Below are 19,399 nucleotides of genomic sequence, written 5' to 3'. Positions count from 1 at the left end.
ATCAATGGATCGACAACCATGGACCAAGAATCTTCTCTATTGGCGCGCAACGACAAGGAGACTTTTCTCGCCGCCACCGCGCTGCGTTTCGCTGCATGGTCGGAGCGATGGTTCCCTGACGCTTTCGTATTCGCCGCCATCGCAGTCATCGTGGTTGCGATCGCGGCGATGGTCAACGGCGCGCCCTTTCATCTCGTCGCAAGATCCTTCGGCGATGGATTCTGGAGCCTCATTCCTTTCACAATGCAGCAGGTGATGGTGGCGATCAGCGGCTACATTATCGCAAGCTCGCCGCCGGCGGCGCGCCTCATTGACAAAATCGCGAGCCTGCCGCGGAGCGGTCGCAGCGCCATCGCCTTCATCGCCATCGTGACGATGCTGCTTTCCTTGATCAACTGGGCGCTGAGCCTGATCTTCGGAGGCTTGCTGGCGCGCGCAATGGCGCAGCGCTCCGACCTCGAAATGGACTATCGCGCAGCTGGCGCGGCGGCCTATCTCGGCCTTGGTTGCACATGGGCTCTGGGGCTCAGCTCATCAGCCGCGCAATTGCAGGCCAACGCCGAGGCGATGCCGAAATCCTTACTGCAGATTACGGGCGTCATTCCATTCAAGCAGACGATTTTTCTGTGGCAGTCAGGCGCGATGCTCGGGGTGCTGATGATCGTTTCGGCCTTGATCGCTTTTTGGTCTGCGCCGTCCGGAAAGCGCGCGGTGACGGCGGCGATGATGGGCGTCGACGTGACGACCAGAGTGGCGCCGCTTCCCCCGCGCGAGAGGCCCGGCGAATGGCTGGAATATAGTCCGCTGCTGACGGTTCTTTTGTTTTCGCTAGGGGCCGGTTGGCTGGCGCAGGAGTTTGCCGCGAAAGACCCGGTCCTGGCGATCTCCAATCTCAACACCTATAATTTTGCATTGCTCATGTTGGGGCTATTACTGCATTGGCGCCCGAAGAGCTTTCTCAACGCGGCGGCGAAGGCTGTTCCGGCGACGGTCGGCATATTGATGCAATTTCCCCTCTACGGCGGCGTCACGGCGATCATGACGGCCGCCGCGGGAAGCCAGGGACATTCGCTCGCGCTGCGGCTTGCTGAATTCTTCGCCAGCATCAACACGAAAGAGACATTCCCTGTGGTCATGGGACTGTACTCGGCCGCGCTCGGTTTCTTCATTCCATCAGGCGGCGGCAAATGGGTGCTGGAGGCGCCCTATGTCATGCAGGCCGCGAATGAACTCAAGGTTCATCTAGGCTGGGCCGTGCAGATCTATAATTCAGCGGAGGCGTTGCCAAATCTGATCAACCCTTTTTTCATGTTGCCGCTGCTTGGCGTGCTGGGCGTCAAGGCCCGTGACGTCGTCGGCTTCACAGCGTTGCAGTTGACGTTTCATTTGCCGATCGTGCTCTTTTTGCTCTGGGCGCTCGCGGGCACGCTGGCCTATGCGCCGCCGGTCATTCCGTAGCGCATCCGGCCTCTGAGGCGCCTCTTTACCGCGCGTTGCGGGTCGCGTTAACTGCCGGAAAAGGCGGCGCCCTAAGGCGCGATATTGGGAGGTTTATTGTGAGACTTGAAGCTGTGACGCGCCGCCGGCTTATGCTTGGCGGCTTCTGCCTCTGCTGTTTGCCCGGACGCTCGGGGGCAGCGTTCGCCGCCGATGGCCCTTTCGCCACGCAGGAGGTGGGCGAGGGCGTTCACATCCGGCGCGGAGTCGATGAAGACGCCACATCCTCCAATGAGGACGCGATCGCCAATATCGGCTTCATCATCGGCCGCGATGGCGTGCTCGTCACCGACCCGGGAGGAAGCCTCATCGACGGCCAGAACCTGCGCGCCACAATCCGGCAAAAGACGCAGGCGCCGATCAAATATGTCGTGATGAGCCACATTCATCCAGATCACATTTTTGGCGCCGGGGCGTTTTTGCAGGATCAACCGATCTTTGTCGGCCATCACGCGCTGGCTGAAGCGATGCGCCAGCGCGGCGCATATTATCAGGGGGTGTTGGCTGATATCGTCGGTGCGGACCGGGCGGGGCAGATCGTGCAGCCGACGCTCGAGGTCAAGGAGACCGCGCTGTTGGATCTCGGCGACCGTATCGTCAGCGCGCATGCCCATGCTCCTGCTCACACGACCTGCGACTTGAGCATGATAGACCAGAAGACGGGAATTTTGCTGCCGGCCGATCTCGTCTTCGTCAACCGTGCGCCCTCGCTCGATGGTTCGCTGCAGGGATGGCTGAAAGAACTCGCGAGCCTCAAAGCAATTGCCGCGCCGCGCGCCGTTCCCGGTCATGGTCCTGTCGCCATCGACTGGCCCGCCGGCGCGGCTGACATCGAGCGCTATCTGACGACGCTGCGGAACGATGTGAAGCAGGCAATCGCCGACGGCGTCGACATTGACCAGGCGGAAAAAAAGGCGGCGCAGTCCGAAAGTGGAAACTGGAAGCTGTTTGAGGATTATAATGAGCGCAACGTGATTGCGGCTTATAAGGAGTTGGAATGGCAATGACTGGCGCCGCCATCAAATCCGTCTGCTGATGCGATCAAGGAAGCCAAAGATGCATCGTTCCCGCGTTCTCCTTCTGGCCTCAATGCTCGGCCTTTCGGGCGTTGGCTCAGCCGCCACGCAAGATCTGACGGGAGCAGCGCAGCAATCCGCTCCTTCCGGCATCGCTGGCGGGCGCGTCATTCACACGGACGAATTGGCGCAGCTTCTGTCCAGCGTTATTCTGATCGATGTCTCCGCGGCCCCGGGCCGGGGCGCCAGCGCTGCTTCCGTCAAGGCGCCGGCGTCGCACCTGAACATTCCGGGCAGCATCTGGATGCCCGGCGCCGGCGCAACAAATGTCAAGGATACGCAAAGTCACGCCTTCCTGCGTCGTCTCGAAACGCTATCGAATGACGATCCCGGACAGCCGCTGGTGTTCTATGGCGAGGCGAAGGATCCGGCGAGCCGGAACGCCGCCGAACGAGCTGTAAGCCTCGGCTATCGCAGCGTGTTCTGGTATCCGGACGGGATCGAGGGCTGGCGGGGCGCAGGTCATGCGCTGGCCGCGCCGAAAGCCGAAATGGACGCTGGAAGCGCATCATAAATTGAAGCCGCGGGGCTTTACGCACGCGGCTTTGTCATCCTTTATTAGCGCGCCTGAGCGGCCGCCAGCTTTCTGCGCCTTGAACGCTTCACCCCTCGACCGTCACCTCGACGGGCTTTAATTTTTGGAGCTCTGCTTTTTTTTTTGCTTCCTCGGCGTTCGTCTTGACGTTGACGCAGAGGGGAGTTGGAATCTCCACCTCGACTTCGAGCGTTGAAATCGCGTCGCCGCTCTCCATACGCACGGTGATGGCGTCGGATTCGACCGGGAAATGCTTGGCGATGACGGCGATGATCTCTTCACGCAGCAAAGCGATCACGTCCGAAGCGCCGACCGCCGCGCGTTCATGCGCGAGCAGGAGTTTCAGCCGGTCCTTCGCAACCGGGGCGGTGGTGGGCCGCTTGAAGAAACTGATAATGTTCATGCCGCCCTCCGTCCGAAGATCTTGCCGAAGAAACTCTTTTTGTCGTTAGGCACCGTCATTTCGAGGCTCTCGCCATTAAGGCGCCGCGCGGCGTCGAAATACGCGCGGGCGGGCGCGCTCGGCGTTGCGCTAAGGGTCACCGGCGCGCCGATGTTTGAAGCCCGCAGCACTTCTTCGCTCTCCGGTATGATGCCAAGAAGCGGGATCGAGAGAATCTCAAGCACGTCGTCGACCTTCAGCATCTCGCCGCGTTCGGCGCGCGCGGCGTCGTAGCGGGTCAGCAGAAGGTGCTTTTCCATGTGATCGCCTCTTTCGGCCTTCTCGGTTTTCGAGTCGAGTAGGCCGATGATGCGATCTGAGTCGCGCACCGAGGAGACCTCCGGATTGGTCACGACGATCGCAACATCGGCGTGCCGCATCGCCAGCGTCGCTCCGCGTTCGATGCCGGCTGGGCTGTCGCAGATGATCCAGTCGAATTTTTCCTTGAGCTCGGCGATGACGCGGGCGACGCCTTCATCGGTCAGGGCGTCCTTGTCGCGCGTTTGCGAGGCGGGCAGCAGGGAGAGCGTAGGGATGCGCTTGTCGCGGATCAGCGCCTGAGACAGCTTGGCGTCGCCCTGCACGACATTGATGAGATCGTAGACGACGCGGCGCTCGGCGCCCATCACCAGGTCAAGATTGCGCAGTCCGACGTCGAAATCGACGAGAACGACGTTTTTTCCTCCTTTGGCAAGGGCGACCCCCAATGCGGCTGTCGACGTTGTCTTGCCGACGCCGCCTTTGCCGGACGTAACGACCAGAACTTTGGCCATGTGTGCCATCTCCCCTCTTAAGCGCGCCAGCCCGAAAAGCCGCAAACTCTTCGGATCAGATCATGCGTTGAAACACTCATCGATCGCCCCAACATGAGGCGAACGGCCTAGTCCTGAGCCGTGATCATCAACGAATCGCCGTCGAGCCAGACCTGAACGGATCGTCCGCGCAGAGTCGCCTCCATATCGTCGGCGGTCATGTAGAGACCATCGATCGCAAGCAATTCCGCTTCGAGCTTGCGGCAGAAGATGCGCGCGCGCGGATGGCCGGCGCCTGCGATCGCCCGTCCGCGCAGCGCGCCATAGACGTGAATGGATCCGCCCGCGACGATCTCGGCTCCAGAGGCGACGGAGCCGACGACGATAACGTCGCCGTCGAGATGCTCGATATATTGGCCCGAGCGCAAAGGGGTTTCGAGCAATAGCGCATTCGAGCGCTGCGGCGCCGGCGCGGCAGTGACCTCCTGCGCCTTGGCGTCGTCCGGCGATTCGCCCCCGTCGATGATCTTGGCGATTGTATCCACCGTCGATCTTGGGGTTTCATTGACGTAGCGTCCGCCGCTCACAAATGGCGGCGGCATTCCGTATTCGCGCCAGGTCGGATCGCCGCCTTCAATTCCCATGATCTGAATGTTGCGTTCAAACAGGCTTTTGGTGAGATCGACAACCTCGGCCTTGCCGAGCTCAAGATTGGAAAGGTCGAGCACGATCGGCCGACCGACGAAAAAACCGGGCGAGCGCTCGACCCAGGCGTCGAGTTCGGCGAGCCAGTCCGTCAAGGGCGCTTGAGGCGCGAGCGCCATGGCGTGGAACGAGCGGCTGTGGAAGCGGATTGAATGTCGTGGACGGGCTGCGGCAGTCACGTGGGCGCCTCGAGATTTTGCTATGTTGATTTACGCAACGTATGGTTAATGACCCGTTAAATCTTGGGCTTTCGGCGTCCCGCATCGGCGATTATCAGAGCTTTAATGGCCAAAAGGGCGAACCGAACGCCCTGAGGGCGAGCGAAAACCCATTTGAATTCGTGACAAAGGCTCCTTGCGCGGTTAGGCAGCGGGTACGGTTGATTTCCTCGAATCGGAAAGTTGTAAAAGGCATATTCGATGTGCGCGTTTAAGATAGACAAATTTGGCGACCGCCTCAGCAATGCAGCGAGCGCAAAGAAGGCGTTATTGGAGAAATTCCGCGCCAAGACTGAAGTCGATGAGGAAACCGTTGCAAAGCGTGAGGCGGCCCGGCGGGAAATTATCGCCGCGCGCGACGCCCGGGCGTTGGAGCGCAAGGCCGCCGAGGAAGAAAGGCGAGCCCGCGAGGCTGTGGAAAAGGCCGAGCGCGACGCGGCCCTGAAGGCGGAAGAGGAGGCTCGCGCATTGGAGGCGGCGGCAGAGGCCGAACGCGCCGCGGCGCTCGAGATCGAACGCAAGAAGGCGCGCGACGCCCGCTATGCGGCCCGTAAGGCGCGCAAATAGGCGCCTTATTTTTGATTGGCGGGGTCGCTGCGGAAGTTTAGCCGCCCGGCTTTCGCGCGACGAGAAGGAGGCCGCTGCCCTCGTCCCGCGTTCGCCGTGGAGGTCCAAACAGCCTGTCCATGACGGAACCGAGTGCGAAGCCCATTAAGGCGGAGGCGTGCCAGGACCAGGCCGGTTTGAAATAGATGTCCTTGCAGCGCACCGGCGAGCAGCGTTCGATCCAATAGACGAGGCTGTCCATTTTCGACCATGCGACATGCCGGATCGTTTCCACAATGAGTCCCTGGCTTTGCGCCAGGGCGCGTAAGGCGCCCTCGCTCCACCAGGTCAGATGGTGCGGCGGCGCGTTGAGAAGAAAATTAGGAATGCGCGCCATCGCCGACGGCACATGTGGAACGCCGACGATGACCCTGCCGCCGGGCTTTGCCGCCGCCGCCATTTCGGCGAAGATCTGCGCGGGCTTTTCGACATGCTCGATGACCTGAAACGCGCAGACCGCATCATAGGACGCGGTGTTGCCGGCGAGATGCTCGGCGAGAGTCTGCGCGCAAGCCCAATCAGCGTCGGCGGCGCCGACGAAATGCGGGTCAAGGCCAAAATAATTCGCATGGGTGACAAACGGGCGAAATCCGCCATAGCCGCAGCCGACGTCGAGAACGCGCGCGCCTGCCTCGATATAAGCTGCGGCAAGAAGAAATTCGCTGCGCGGGCGATCTTCGCGTGGAAATAATTTGGGGCCGAGGGTTCTGTAGAACCCGTGGTAGAATTCCGCATCGCCGACCAACGCCGGCGAAAAGAACAGCAAGCCAGTGGGCGAGCGCCACAAGGAAAGATGCGTCGCTCCGCCAAAGCTCGGGCGCGCATTGACCTTGAATTCGATCTCCCAAAGGCGCGCCAGGAAGCCGCAACTGACGATCTGGACAAGCTCCGTCGCGGGATCGCCGGTGATGGGACAGGGCGGATGGTCGCTTGGCGCTTCAGAAATGGTCAACAGATTGCCGGATGGGTGCGATGCGGGCGTGCCGGACCCTATCAGGCGCGCCGCGCTCTGGAAATGGACGTTTGACGGGTGATCGGCTATTGAGGCTAAGCTCTGGAACGCGCAGGATGTGACGATGAAGCCACGTAAACGGCCGGGCCTTGATGAAGAAGATCGGCAAAGACTCGATAAGCTCGTTCTCAATCGCCTGAGAGCTCAGCCGGCTGGGCCGAAGGAGCCTTCAACGATATCCGCGGAGCCGGAACGCACCGCTCGCGATGGCTTAATGGACTTCCAAAATCTGCCCGGCTATCAGGAATTGAGGCTCCAGCGCTCTATGGCGGCTGTTGTCGGCCTCGACAATCCTTTCTTCAGGCTGCACGAAACCGCGGCGGGCGCGACGACCGTGATGGACGGCCGCCGCTTCGTGAATTTTTCGTCCTATGATTATCTCGGGCTGAACCAGCATCCTGAAGTCCGCGCTGCGGCTCACGCCGCCATCGACGACTTTGGAACGTCGGCCTCGGCGAGCCGCGTCGTCGCCGGCGAACGCCCCGGGCATCGTACGCTCGAACAGGCTCTAGCCGAACATTATCAGCAGGAAAGCTGCGTCGTTTTCGTCAGCGGCCACGGCGCCAATGTCTCGACGATCGGCGCGCTTTTGGGCCCCAAAGACCTCATCGTGCATGACAGTCTCGCGCATAACAGCATCGTCCTTGGCGCGGCGCTGTCGCGCGCCGAAAGACGGAGCTTCCCGCACAATGACTGCGAGGCGCTCGATTCGCTTCTCGCCGCGATGCGCGACCAGTTCGAACGCGTGCTGATCGTGGTCGAGGGTCTCTATAGTATGGACGGCGACAGTCCGGACTTGCCGCGTCTCATCGAGATCAAACGCCGCCATGAGGCATGGCTGATGGTTGATGAGGCGCATGGACTCGGCGTCCTCGGCGACAGGGGCTACGGCCTCTTCGAGCAGGCGGGCGCCGATCCGCGCGACGTCGATATATGGATGGGCACGCTGTCGAAGACTCTCGCCAGCTGTGGCGGATTCATTGCGGGGTCGACCGCGCTCGTCGAATATCTGAAATGCATGTCAGGCGGGTTTGTCTATTCCGTCGGTCTGTCTCCGCCGCTCGCGGCCGCCTCTGCGACGGCCCTTTCGATTTTGCGCCGCGAACCACAGCGGGTCGAGCGCCTCACCGCGGCGAGCCGGCTCTTTCTCGCGGCCGCGAGGGCTCGCGGATTGGACGCGGGCGCCTCATCGGGACGGGCGATCATACCGATCCTTGTGGGAAATTCCGTCGCCGCCGTGGCGGTCAGCCAAAAGCTCTTCGAACGCGGCGTCAATGTGCAGCCGATCATCTATCCGGCGGTGCCGGAGCGCGCCGCCCGGCTGCGCTTCTTTCTGACGTCCGAACATACGCCGGAGCAGATACATCTTGCCGTCGACGCGCTCGCCGATTCGATCAGGGAAATCGACGAAAGCGACTTCTTCCGCAACATCATGGGCTTGGCCAAGGGCGACAGAGGGCTCTAAAGAGCGGATCTTTGACGAAGCCTATGCGGGCGGGCGCCGGCGGCGCAGAACGACGACGTCCTGCGGACTACGGACGAGATAGTCGATGCCGGCCCAGCGCAGGCGCCTGGATCCAAGTGCGCCGAGAATGCAGACGAAATGAAAACTCCACCATAGAGGCCGCAAGAAACGTTCGACCCGCCAATAGAGCGCAAGGTCGCAATCCTGCGTTTCCGGCCAGAGCGAGCGGACGATGCGCCGTCGGTTCTGATAGCGCAACTCGCCAAATCCGGCCGATAGAGCCAGCGTGAAAAATCCAGCGATCTGCCCTTGAAGCGCGAGGAAGACGGCGAGACAGGCGCCGATGATCGGCAGACCGGTGGTCAGCGCGGCGAAAAGCCAAAGCATCGGCACATGCGTCAGCATCAGGCGATATTGCCGCTGACCGAAAGCGAAAGCCTCCTTCCAATCCATTGCAATCGGCGACAGAAGGAGGCTCTGGCGCGGTGAAAAAATGGCGCGGCCGGCCGCGTTGAGCGCGCGCGTCATCTGCAGATCGTCGCTGATCGCGCCTCGCCAATAGGCCGCTATGTCGATCTGCTCCAGCGTCTCGCGACGGACCGCCGTGGCGCCGCCCCAACACAAATTGATGACGTCCGGAATGCGCGGCAGGGTGACGATCGAGGCGTTCGCCGCCGCGACGACTGCCGAACTGATCCGCCCATCCGTTGGAATCATCCAGCGGTAGCCGGTCACCGAGTCATAGCCGGCGTCGATCAGCGCCGAGACGAGCCGCGCCAGCCATTCGGGAGCGGGCAGCGTATCGGCGTCGGTAAACACGATGATCTCGTCCTCGCTTCGGATCGCCTTCAGAGCCGCGAGGAGATTCCACACCTTTTGGCCGCCGTGCTCAACGGGACCTGCGATGACGGTGGCCAGATTCGCGCCGGGCTTGCGGGCCGCCTCGGTCAGCAAGGCGAAGGCCGGATCGTCGCCTGATTCAACCGCCGCGACAATGCGGTAGTCGGGATAATCCTGAGCGCGCAGACGCTGGAGAAAATCCTCGGTCAAGGCCGACCGGTTTTTGATGGCGACGATGACCGCCACGGGAGGGGTCCTGCCCGGGACCTCCGCCCGCGGCAATCCCCAGGTGTAGCGCCACGCAGAGAGCGTGCTTATCACCTCGATGATGATCCAGATAATCAAAATAGTGGGGACAGCTAAGGACATGGCGCTTTTTTGACACAGTGCCTGACTATTTTACTCAGACTCGAAATGGAGGCTTGGTAGCCGGGGGTGGTGCTGCGATCATTGCTTATGAATGAACGGATTACTTCGAGTAGAGCGTAAGTCGGGGGCGAGACTTTGACGCATACCATCAGTTTTGGTCAGGAGACCATATCAAACGGTCTTGGTCAGGAGACCGCATCAAGGGTCAAGACGCAACCCACGATTCGTATTCAGACCAATATTTTGGCGCGGCGCGAGCGTGCGCTTCTGAATTGGCTTTGCGCGCGCATGCCGCGCTTCATGACGCCGGATCGTTTGACCGCGCTCGGCGTCGGCGGGGCCGGAATCGTCTTTGCGGGATATGTCGGCAGCCGGTTCAATCCGGCTTTTTTTTGGCTGGCCACCCTGGGATTTTTCATCCACTGGTTCGGCGATTCGCTCGATGGAAGCCTTGCCCGCTTCAGGCGAATCGAGAGACCGCGCTACGGCTATTTTCTCGATCATACCGTCGACGCCCTGTGCAATCTGGTGATTCTGGGCGGCTTGGGTTTTTCGGCCTATATGCGCCTCGATGTCGCGCTGTTCGTCCTCATTGGTTATTTTCTGCTGTGCATGTACGTCTTTTTGTACAATCACGTTTCGGGCAGCTTCCAATTGTCTTTCCTGGCGCTTGGACCGACCGAACTCCGCGTTGGCCTCATCCTCATCAATTTCTGGATGTATCTATCGGGCCCTTCGAAGATCGCGGTCTTGGGTCAGACATTCTCGGCCTATGATCTCGTTTTTTGCCTCGTCGGCGTCGTGTTCGTGTCTCTGTTCGTCGTCAATACGCTGAAAATCGCAAAGCGGCTGCGTGGTGAGGACGCGTGTGCGCTCGAAAGCAAAACATTCATCCACACTCACGATCCTTACAGATCCGAAAGGAACGCTTCGGCCTTGGCAAAATAGCCGCTCCAGCTCGGCGCCTCGAATCGATCGGTCTGCGCCTTCGCGGCTGCGCGCTCGGGAGAATTAGGGGAGGCGAAGGCGCGGATCGTCTCCAGCCATTTTTCGCCGTCGATCGGGCTCAGCGCCGTGATGCGGCCTGCGCCGCTTTCCTCGAAGGCTGCAATGTCCGAGGCGATGACCGGCGTTCCCACGGCGAGCGCCTCGGCGATGGGCAACCCATATCCTTCCGCAAATGACGGCATGAGCAGCGCTCGCGCCCCACCCATCAGCGCCTTCAGGCCTGGCGTCGAAAGCCCAGAAACCTCGATGACGTGATTGCCGATCGCGTGACAGCGCTCCAGCAGGTCGACGACATTCTCGTTTTCCCATCCGCGGGCGCCGATCAGAACCAGCTTGGGGGCTGAAGCGCCGCCGCGCCGCACGAGTTCGCGCCAGACATGCAGTAAGAGAAGATGGTTCTTGCGCGGCTCGATCGTGCCGCAGGCGACGAAATAGGGACTGTCCGTCAGTTCCGAAGACGCGGCCCGGCGATCGGAAAAGATCGGCGCCGCCGGGATCGGAGCAACGAGGATGGGCATATCCTTGCGGCCGAGTGGCGCAAGATGAGCCTCGAGAGCCTCCTTCACCACCTGCGTCGTGACGATGGCCGCGGCTCCGAACTCAGCCAGATTAACGAGTCGGCGCAAATGACGATCATACTCGGCTTTACGGAAATATTCTGGGTGCTCGATCGGCAGCAGATCATGAATGAAGAAGACGCCCTTGACGTCGGGACGTTGTTTCAGCCAGCGGAAATAGCTCGGAATCCAGAGCGGAAACTGGCTGACGTTGAGGTAACGCGCGCCTTTGGGCAGGGCGGCGACAGGCGACTGCCCGATCGGGAATCCGTGTTGTCTGATCCAGCGCGCGACGCCCGAGGCTTGCCCGCTCCGCCCGCGCGCGACGCGCTGAGCGGCTTTGAATGAGCTTGTCTCGCCGGAGAGCCAGTTAACGATGCGGCGATAGCTTTCATCTTCCCCGGGAGCCTCGTCTTCGCCCCAATGGAGGAAAATTCCGTTCACGACATCGGCGGCTGCGGCGCCAGAGATGATGCGCGGTCCCTGTAGCGTCATCATCATCGCCAGATGACCGGCAGTCGCCGAACCAAGCAAACGACGCGCAAAGGCGGAATCGATGCGGTCTATGCCGTTCGGCGTGCGGTTCAGAACACGCGTCGCCAGTCTTGTGATGTCATAGGCAACCGGGCAGTCCATTGGCGAGCCTCGAAGGGCGGCGGCGAGAAAGGCGCGATCATGCAAAAGCTACGAGCGAATCGAAGCCTTCCCCGCGCCTTTGAGCTACCGCAGGATTTGCGTCAGATCGCGGCTCTTCTCTTCAACAAGGGCGGTGAGCGGCGCCATTTTGTCGGCGACGCCTTTGCCGAGATGTTTATCCGCGAGATTTTGCGCAATCGAAGCCTCTTCGCTCGTCGCGTTGACGCAAAGACCGAGAATATGGTCTGCGAGTTCCCCGACATTGAAGCCGCTTGCCGACGTCGACAGCGGCGCCTCGAGCGACAGGCGCTCTTCGAGGCTGACGCCAAGTTCGACGGCCATCAGCGAGTCAAGGCCGATTTCCGACAGCGGCTTGCTGCGGTTCAAATTCTCGACCGGCAATCGAAGGATATGCGCGATCTCTTCAACGATCACGTCGACGATGGTTTTACGGACATCTTCCGGCGCGCGCGTTGCGATGAGAGCCGCCACGTCGATCCTCTCGCGCTTGTCGGCTTCAGCCGCGGCGTCTTCGCGAATAAGTTCGGCATAGGTCGGCGAAGACAAAAGCGGCAGATGAGTTCGCGCAGTCGTCCAGTTCATTTCGGCGATGACCAGAACGGCTTCGTCGGCGCTCCGGTTCGGACGCGACAAAGCCTCGCCCATGAGATTGAGCGCATCGCGCGCGTTCATGCCTTTGACTCCGGCGCGGCTCGCCAGCGTCTCTTTCAACGAACGATTGCGCGCGAGAAGACCAACGTCTTCGATGCCTCCCCAGGCGACCGCGAGGGCTGGTCTGCCGGCGGCTCGCCGTTGCCGCGCCAACCCCTCGAGAAAGCCGTTCGCGGCGACATAGGCTCCTTGACCGGGATTGCCGATCAGGGTTGTCGCCGATGAGAACAGCACGAAATAATCAAGCGGCAGATCGCGGGTCAGGCGATCAAGATGCTCGGCGCCGGCGACCTTCGGAGTCAGTACAATTTTCAGCCGCTCAGAGTCGAGATTGGCGATCACCGCGTCATCCAGCACCATCGCAGCGTGAATGACGCCGCCAAGAGGCGGCATCTCTTTCGCAATGGTCTGGAACAGGGTCTTCGCAGCGCGGGCGTCGGCGATATTCAGCGCCGCGACATGCACTTTGACGCCGGCCGTCTTGAAATCGGCGAGCGCCTCGCGCGCCTCGGGGCTGTTCGCGCCGCTGCGCCCAACGAGGGCGAGATGGCGCGCGCCGCGCTCGACGAGCCAACGCGCGGTCGCAAGGCCGAAGCCGCCGAAGCCGCCCGTGATGAGATGCGTTTTGTCGCGCGCCACCTCGAAACGGTTCAATGGCGCCACATGAATTTCGCCCGGCTTTGGCGGCGTGATGACGATCTTGCCGATATGTCCTGATTGCTGCATGAGCCGCATGGCGTCGATAAATTCGCGCGCGGGAAAGCTGCGATAGGGCAGGGCTGAGAATTCGCCCTCCGCGAAGCGGCGCATCACCTCCTCGAAAAGCTGATGCCCCTTTTCGGCCTGAGCGAGGATCAAATGGTCGAGATCAACGCCGAAATAAGCGAGATTCTTGCGGAAAGGGCGCAGGCCAATGTGGGTATTAGCGAGATAGTCGCGCTTGCCGAGCTCAACGAAGCGGCCGAATGGTTCGAGGAGGCCGATGCTGCGCTCCATCGCTTCGCCCGAAAGACTGTTCAAAACAACCGCGACGCCGCCGCCGCCGGTGACGCGGCGCACGTCATCGACGAAGTTTCCCGAGCGCCCGTCAAAGACATGTTCGGCGCCGAGCGTCCTGACAAGATCGCGCTTTTCCAAGGATCCCGCAGTCGCGATCGCGCGCGCGCCGCGCCAACGGGCGATCTGCAAGGCGGCGAGACCGACCCCGCCGGCGCCGCCGTGGATCAGCACCCATTCGCCGGGCGCAAGGCGCGCGCAGGTGACGAGAGCGTAATAAGCGGTCAGAAAAGCGACTGGAATGGTGGTCGCCGCTTCGAGCGGCAGGCCTTCGGGAATCAGCGCCGCCATATTGGCATTGACGGTGACGTGGCTGGCAAAGGCCCCCCCTGCGAAGGCGACGACCTCGTCGCCGGTCTTGAATCTGTCGACTCCCTGTCCAACAGCGACGACATGCCCGGCGCATTCAAGGCCGAGCGTCGGGCCGGCGAAGCCTTCCTCCAGCATCTCGTCGGGCAGGATGGAAAGCCCCCACATCACGTCGCGGAAGTTGAGGCCGCTCGCAGCGACGGCGATTTCGATTTCTCCCGGCGCCGGAGGCTGGCGTTCGATCGGCGTCCAGCGGATTCGGTCAAGCCCGCTGCCCTCGCCCTTTTCAAGCCGGCTTGCCGTCGCGGGCGATCCAAAGTCAGGCGCCTCGCCGCCGTCTTGCGCGCGCAGCCGCGCCACGCGGGTCGAACGCGCATCGACGACGATGTCGGTTTCGGCGGTCCCCGAAACGATGATCTCCGCGAGACGCTCAGCCTCGATCGCCGGAGGAAGTCCCGGCGCAACATCGACACGACGCACGACGAGCCCCTGAAACTCGTTCGCTAAGGTCCGCGCGAAGGCCCAAACGCCAGCCTCGGATGCGGGCGCATCTTCATCGACCCGGAGTGCGCCGTGCGTGATGATCCAGAATTGCGTTCTTTGTTTGCCGAGATGTTCGGCCGCCGCTTTCAATGACAGACAGCGCGCAGCAAGATGCTCGACCGAGCTTTGCCCCGCTGACGCCGGGCCGGAGAGACAGACCACCGCCTCAAAAGGTCCGTCGCGATGGAGCGCGTCCGTGTCTTCCACGCGGCAATCGGCGCCCCCGGCGTGGAGCCGGTCGGCGAGAGCAGCTACGACTTCGATCGTTCGGGAATCGCCATCGCGGATGATGAGCGCTTTGGCGAGCCGGTTGCCCTTTGCGGCGGCCTTCGGCTTTTGCCCGGCGACGAGAAGAGCCGGACCTGCCTTTGTCATGATGGGCTCGGCGAGGAGAGCGTGAAGACCCGCCGATCTCAGCGCGCCGGACCAGTCGGACGCGGAGAGAACGCAGCCGCTTTGGCCAGATTCGGCAGGCCATTCGCGATCAAGTCCAAACACGAGGTCGCGGAAGAGCGACGCCTCAGGCTCGATCGCGGCGATCAGGCCTTCTGACGCAATGGTTTCGACGATGCGCGCCAACGGGATTTTTTGCGGAGCGATGCGATGCAGCGCGTCCGCCGCGATGACGAGATCAAATCCGCCGCTTTGGATGGCTTCGAGATTGTCGAGGAAGGCGATGCGCGCATCGCGGGAAAAGGCCAGTCTCGCGCGCTCGAGCCGGGCTTGATCCGGTTCGAAAATGGTGAGGCGCGCGTCATGGCGCAACGCCAGCCCGACCGAATGGGAAGACAAAGGCCCATGCCCGATCTGGAGAATGCGCAGGGCCCGATCGCGCGGCCAATGCTCGGAGGATCGGTGCAACAGATCAGCGAGAAGATCGGCGGCGGCGACGACTGCGAGCGAACCGATTTCAAAGGATTCGATCGCTGATTCGCTCAGCGAACCAATCGCAGCGTCACTGTGGGACAGAGCCTCCATCGCGGCTCCCGTGCGCGCGGCGAGCAGAAGCTCAGCCGATCGCCTCGGGTGATCTGCGGCGAAACTTTGCAGGATCTCCTCGGGATCAGGCAGATCGAGGTCTCCGGCGAGAAGATAGGCCTCGCCGTCCGGCTCAGCGAGGCCGCTGTCCGCGAGGGCCTTCAGCAGAGTGATCAGCCATCCGCCATGCGCTGGAGGAAAACGGCCGGCGGAGATCAACTGCTTTGGCGCGATTCTGTTGCCGGTCGCCAGCCTGGAAGCGAGGCGGTAGGCGGCCGCCGTCGCCCAGCCTTCGATCAGCACGAGGTCGGCGGGCAGTGAACTGGCGGCGGCGTTCGCCGTTTCGCGCGCCCCCGCCCGAGCCAAAACATCGGGCGTCAGGCATGCGTCGCGCCGGCTCGCGGTCGGTTCTTCCGCGAGCGTCAGGGATTGCGCCACCGCATGGTTGGCGAGATCGCCACGGAGCGCCGCGCGCACGGCCTGATAGCGCGCATCCCGCAGCTTTGCGATGAGTTCTCCGTCCGCGTCGAGCAGGGTAAAATCTGCAACGATCGCTCGTTCGTCGCAGCGCTTTATATCAATATGCGCCTGCGCAATGGCTTCGCCCGGGCGCTCAAGTCTGATTTCGCCGAACCGCACCGGCAAATAGGCAGGCGCGCGCGCCGTCCCCGTCACATCCGCGAAGAGGAGTATGAGACCGTGAAAGCATGAGTCGAGGCGTGCGGGATCCAGACCGTAGCGAGGATCTGCCTGCGTAGACCGCAGATTGACAATAATTCCCGCCTTGCCCTCACGGGCGGCGGAGGCGACCTGGCGAAAGGCAGGGCCGAATTCGAGCCCGGACTGCTGCGCCTTGGCGTAAAGCTCTAGCCCTGAAACAGTTTTTTCCCGCCGTTTCGGAATCGTCGGCAAATCGTGGACCGGGAAGCGCAGTGTCGGCCCCGGCCTGTGTACGACTTTGGCCCTCGCGTGGAGCACAAAGGGCGTATTGCTGAGCCGCGGACGGCTCATGATTTCGATTGTCCCAGCGATCGGCGCCGCGCGGCAGACGATTTGGCGCGAGACATTGGCCGAGAAGATCATCGGCTGGAGGATTTCAACATCCTCGATCGTGACGGTTTTCGAGCCAAGCCAATCCGAAGCCACGGCGAGCGCCATTTCAGCGAAGGCTGCGCCCGGCAGCAAGATTTGGCCGTCGATTCGATGATCGGCCAGGGCCGGGATCAACAGCGGATCGACCTGCGCGTGCCACTCCAGCGCATCAGCGGCCAAACGGGCTCCGATCAAGGGATGCCAGGCGCGCACGCTGAGCAGTCCCGAGGTTTCGGTGGTCTCGCCCAGCCGGCAGATTCTTCGCTGCCACGGATAGGCTGGCAGATTGTCCACGGGTCCTGGATCATCGCCAAATGCGACGGCCTTGTCGATCGCCGCGCCGCGGGTCAGCGCCTCGGCGACCGCGCGCCGGAAGGGATCATCCCCAAGCGGCTTTTGCTGATGCACCGGAAAAGCGGCGATCGTCGCTCCGATATTGTCCGCGGTTTCCTTGATGTCGGCGATGAGGGTCGCGCCGGGCCCGATCTTGACGAAGATCCGGGCGCCCAAATGAGCGGCGCGTTCGATTCCCTCCTTGAACTGAACCGGTTCGCGAACGTTCCGCCACCAGTACAGCGCGTCGAGTTCGGGGCCGGCCAGGACATCAGCTTCGACCGTGGAAATGAAAGTCACGCGGCTCCGCATTGGCGCCAGTGTCGCGAGGTCGTCATAAAGCGGCGCCTCGACGGGGCCCATGAGGTCGCTGTGAAACGGATAGACGAGGTCGAGACGCCGCACGCGCGCCTTATAAGCGCGGCTCGCCCTCGCCAATTGTTCCAGAGCGTCAAAAGGGCCTGAAATTGTGAAGTTCCGCGGCGAATTATGCGCGGCGATGACGAGTTCGGGAATTTCCGCCACCAATGCTTCGGCGGCGTCCCTCGGGCCGAACAAGACGGCGAGGCCGCCGGCGTCCCGGACCAGCTCTTGATGATGGCTGCGGTAATAGATCACACTGACGGCGCTGGCGAGGTCGAGGATGCCGGCGGCCTCGGCGGCGGCGACTTCGCCCATGCTGTGCCCAAGCGTCATCGCCGGACGCAAACCCAGGCCGGTCAGGCAATGAGCCGTCGCCGCCTGGATCGCGAAAACCAGAGGCTGCGCGATGCTCGTTCGCGCGAGATGCATTGCGATATTGGCATCGAACATCATCGCCGCGAGCGACCAGCCGGACAATGGTTGGAACAGGGCGTCGATGGCGTTGAAGCGATCGCGAAACGCGGCGTTTGCCTCGTAGGCGTGTTGGCCCATGCCAGGCCACTGACTGCCATTGCCGGAAAAGACGAAAGCGACGGGCGCGTCTTGTTCGATCGCCGACCCCAGGACGATATGCGGCGAGGCCAGTTGCCGTGAATTGTCAGCCTGTTCCGCCGCCGCATCAAGCGCCTGGATGACGGCTTTCGGCGCCCCGAGAGGAATGACGAGCCCCTCGGCGTGACGTTCGCGCCGATGCCCCGTCGCGGCGACGATTCGTTGAAAAGAATTCGGTCCAACGCCGGCGAGCCGGATCGAATAGTTCCGGGCGAGTTCTGCGAGAGCGCTTTCGGACTGTGCCGACAGGAAAAGGAACTGTGGCGCCTTGGCGGGCGCGCCGCGAGTCAGAACGGGAGCCGCGTCGGAGAGGATGACATGCGCGTTGGTGCCGCCAAAGCCGAACGAGCTGACGCCGGCGTAACGAGGGCGGCCATCGCGGGCCAGCGCGACGGGTTCGACGCTGACGGAGAGGTTGAGGTCATCAAAGGCGATGTCTGGATTGAGTTCGCTGCAATGGAGCGAACGCGGCAATTCGTCATGCTCCAGCGCCAGCATGGCTTTCATCACGCCGGCGAGACCGGAGGCCGGCTCGATGTGGCCAATATTGCTCTTGATCGATCCGATCGGCAGCGGCTGGCGTCGCCGTCGCCCGAGGACGTCGCCGATCGCGCCGGCCTCGACAGGGTCGCCGACCCGCGTCCCGGTGCCATGCGCTTCGACGAAGGCGACGTCGTCCGGATCGACGCCAGCGTCTTCGTAGACACGATCGAGCAGGGCGCTCTGATGCTTTTTCGAAGGCAGTGAAATGCCGCTCGTGCGCCCGTCGGAATTGACGCCCGAGGCGACGATCAGGGCGTGCGGCCGATCGCCTTCAACGCGTGCACGGCGAAGAGCGCGCAGGACGAGAACGACGCCGCCTTCCGCGCGCACATAGCCGTCAGCCTTTGCCGAAAAGGCGCGGCAGAGACCTGTCGGCGACAGCATTGTGGCTTGCGAAAAGCTGATGAAGCCGAAAGGACTGACCAGCGCATTGGCGCCGCCGACAATGGCCGTATCGATCGAGCCGCTCCGGATGGCGGCGACCGCGGCGTCGAGAGCGACGAGCGAGGACGAGCAAGCGGTGTCGATGGTAAAGCTCGGCCCATGCAGGTCGAACACGTAGGAGATGCGATTCGAGAGCACGGCCAGCGTATTGCCGGTCGCGAAATAGGCGTCAGCCGCCGCCGGATCGTGCAGCCGCAGATTGCCGTAGTCGAGCGAGGAACCACCGATGAACACGCCTGTGTGCGTGCCGGCGAGCGAGGATGGCGCGATTCCAGCATCCTCGATCGCTTCGAACGCGAGTTCGAGGAGGAGCCTTTGCTGCGGGTCCATCTGTTCGGCTTCGCGCGGCGAAATGCCGAAGACCGCTGGATCGAAGCCCCATGGATCATCGAGAATTCCCGCCGCCCAAGTATAGCTGCGCCCGCGCTCCTTGGGCTTTGGATGGCCAAGCCGCTCTAGCGACCATCGGTCAGCCGGCACTTGCGATATGGCGCATCGTCCCGAGGACAGCAAATCCCAAAGTGTCTCAGGAGAATTAGCGCCCGGAAGTCTGCAGGAACGTCCTATGATTGCGACTTCCGCGTCGTGTTCCACCGTTGGCGTCAGTCGGTCGCCCTCGCGATTTCTCATAAATGCTGCCAGACTCCAATACGCCCTTCTCGGGCCGAGCGAAGCTCTTCAGGAGAGCATACATGGAATTAAAGGTGCGATGATCTGCAATAATAACCTTTTTGCC

13 protein-coding genes are annotated in these 19,399 nt (G+C 62.2%); 6 read left to right on the top strand and 7 right to left on the bottom strand.

The window, feature by feature from the left end:
- Positions 1-18 precede the first annotated feature (18 nt).
- From SIN04_RS07630 to SIN04_RS07620, 3 genes are all read left to right on the top strand, one after another.
- On the top strand, positions 19-1,458 hold the full coding sequence (locus SIN04_RS07630; protein WP_134488013.1) for a short-chain fatty acid transporter: 1,440 nt from the start codon (positions 19-21) through the stop codon (positions 1,456-1,458).
- A gap of 131 nt (positions 1,459-1,589) precedes the next feature.
- On the top strand, positions 1,590-2,504 hold the full coding sequence (locus SIN04_RS07625; RefSeq protein WP_134492344.1) for a quinoprotein relay system zinc metallohydrolase 2: 915 nt from the start codon (positions 1,590-1,592) through the stop codon (positions 2,502-2,504).
- Between the two features lie 49 nt (positions 2,505-2,553).
- Positions 2,554-3,087 carry a rhodanese-like domain-containing protein gene (locus tag SIN04_RS07620; protein WP_166795873.1) on the top strand — a complete coding sequence of 178 codons (534 nt, stop codon included), beginning with the start codon at positions 2,554-2,556 and terminating at the stop codon, positions 3,085-3,087.
- An 88-nt stretch (positions 3,088-3,175) separates the two neighbouring features.
- On the opposite strand, the gene minE is transcribed toward SIN04_RS07620, so the two are convergent.
- From minE to minC, 3 genes are all read right to left on the bottom strand, one after another.
- On the bottom strand, positions 3,176-3,511 hold the full coding sequence (minE, locus tag SIN04_RS07615; RefSeq protein ID WP_134488009.1) for a cell division topological specificity factor MinE: 336 nt from the start codon (positions 3,509-3,511) through the stop codon (positions 3,176-3,178).
- Entirely contained in the window at positions 3,508-4,323 is an 816-nt protein-coding gene (minD, locus tag SIN04_RS07610) for a septum site-determining protein MinD (RefSeq protein WP_134488007.1), read from the bottom strand. The genes minE and minD overlap by 4 nt, the downstream gene beginning before the upstream one ends.
- A gap of 107 nt (positions 4,324-4,430) precedes the next feature.
- On the bottom strand, positions 4,431-5,186 hold the full coding sequence (minC, locus tag SIN04_RS07605; protein ID WP_134488005.1) for a septum site-determining protein MinC: 756 nt from the start codon (positions 5,184-5,186) through the stop codon (positions 4,431-4,433).
- A gap of 240 nt (positions 5,187-5,426) precedes the next feature.
- Here minC and SIN04_RS07600 point away from each other — a divergent pair, with 240 nt between their 5' ends.
- The gene (locus SIN04_RS07600) at positions 5,427-5,792 is read left to right on the top strand and encodes a DUF6481 family protein (RefSeq protein ID WP_134488003.1); all 366 of its coding nucleotides are present in this window, start codon (positions 5,427-5,429) and stop codon (positions 5,790-5,792) included.
- A gap of 37 nt (positions 5,793-5,829) precedes the next feature.
- On the opposite strand, the gene SIN04_RS07595 is transcribed toward SIN04_RS07600, so the two are convergent.
- Positions 5,830-6,783, bottom strand: coding sequence for a class I SAM-dependent methyltransferase (locus tag SIN04_RS07595; protein WP_341264338.1), 954 nt, complete (start codon positions 6,781-6,783; stop codon positions 5,830-5,832).
- Between the two features lie 124 nt (positions 6,784-6,907).
- On the opposite strand from SIN04_RS07595, the gene SIN04_RS07590 reads away from it, so the two are divergent.
- Positions 6,908-8,308, top strand: coding sequence for an aminotransferase class I/II-fold pyridoxal phosphate-dependent enzyme (locus SIN04_RS07590; protein WP_134488001.1), 1,401 nt, complete (start codon positions 6,908-6,910; stop codon positions 8,306-8,308).
- A gap of 21 nt (positions 8,309-8,329) precedes the next feature.
- On the opposite strand, the gene SIN04_RS07585 is transcribed toward SIN04_RS07590, so the two are convergent.
- Complete coding sequence (locus tag SIN04_RS07585; RefSeq protein ID WP_134487999.1) at positions 8,330-9,517, bottom strand: glycosyltransferase; 1,188 nt, start codon at positions 9,515-9,517, stop codon at positions 8,330-8,332.
- A gap of 135 nt (positions 9,518-9,652) precedes the next feature.
- Here SIN04_RS07585 and SIN04_RS07580 point away from each other — a divergent pair, with 135 nt between their 5' ends.
- The gene (locus SIN04_RS07580) at positions 9,653-10,465 is read left to right on the top strand and encodes a CDP-alcohol phosphatidyltransferase family protein (protein ID WP_244605708.1); all 813 of its coding nucleotides are present in this window, start codon (positions 9,653-9,655) and stop codon (positions 10,463-10,465) included.
- On the opposite strand, the gene SIN04_RS07575 is transcribed toward SIN04_RS07580, so the two are convergent.
- Positions 10,426-11,718 (bottom strand): glycosyltransferase family 4 protein, encoded by a 1,293-nt coding sequence (locus SIN04_RS07575; protein WP_134487997.1) that lies wholly within the window; start codon positions 11,716-11,718, stop codon positions 10,426-10,428. The genes SIN04_RS07580 and SIN04_RS07575 overlap by 40 nt on opposite strands.
- An 84-nt stretch (positions 11,719-11,802) precedes the next feature.
- Positions 11,803-19,293 (bottom strand): type I polyketide synthase, encoded by a 7,491-nt coding sequence (locus SIN04_RS07570; RefSeq protein ID WP_134487995.1) that lies wholly within the window; start codon positions 19,291-19,293, stop codon positions 11,803-11,805.
- Positions 19,294-19,399 lie beyond the last annotated feature (106 nt).

Source organism: Methylocella tundrae (assembly GCF_038024855.1).
In the GTDB taxonomy this organism is placed as follows: Bacteria; Pseudomonadota; Alphaproteobacteria; order Rhizobiales; family Beijerinckiaceae; genus Methylocapsa; species Methylocapsa tundrae.
This window is presented reverse-complemented; position numbering and strand designations above follow the sequence as displayed.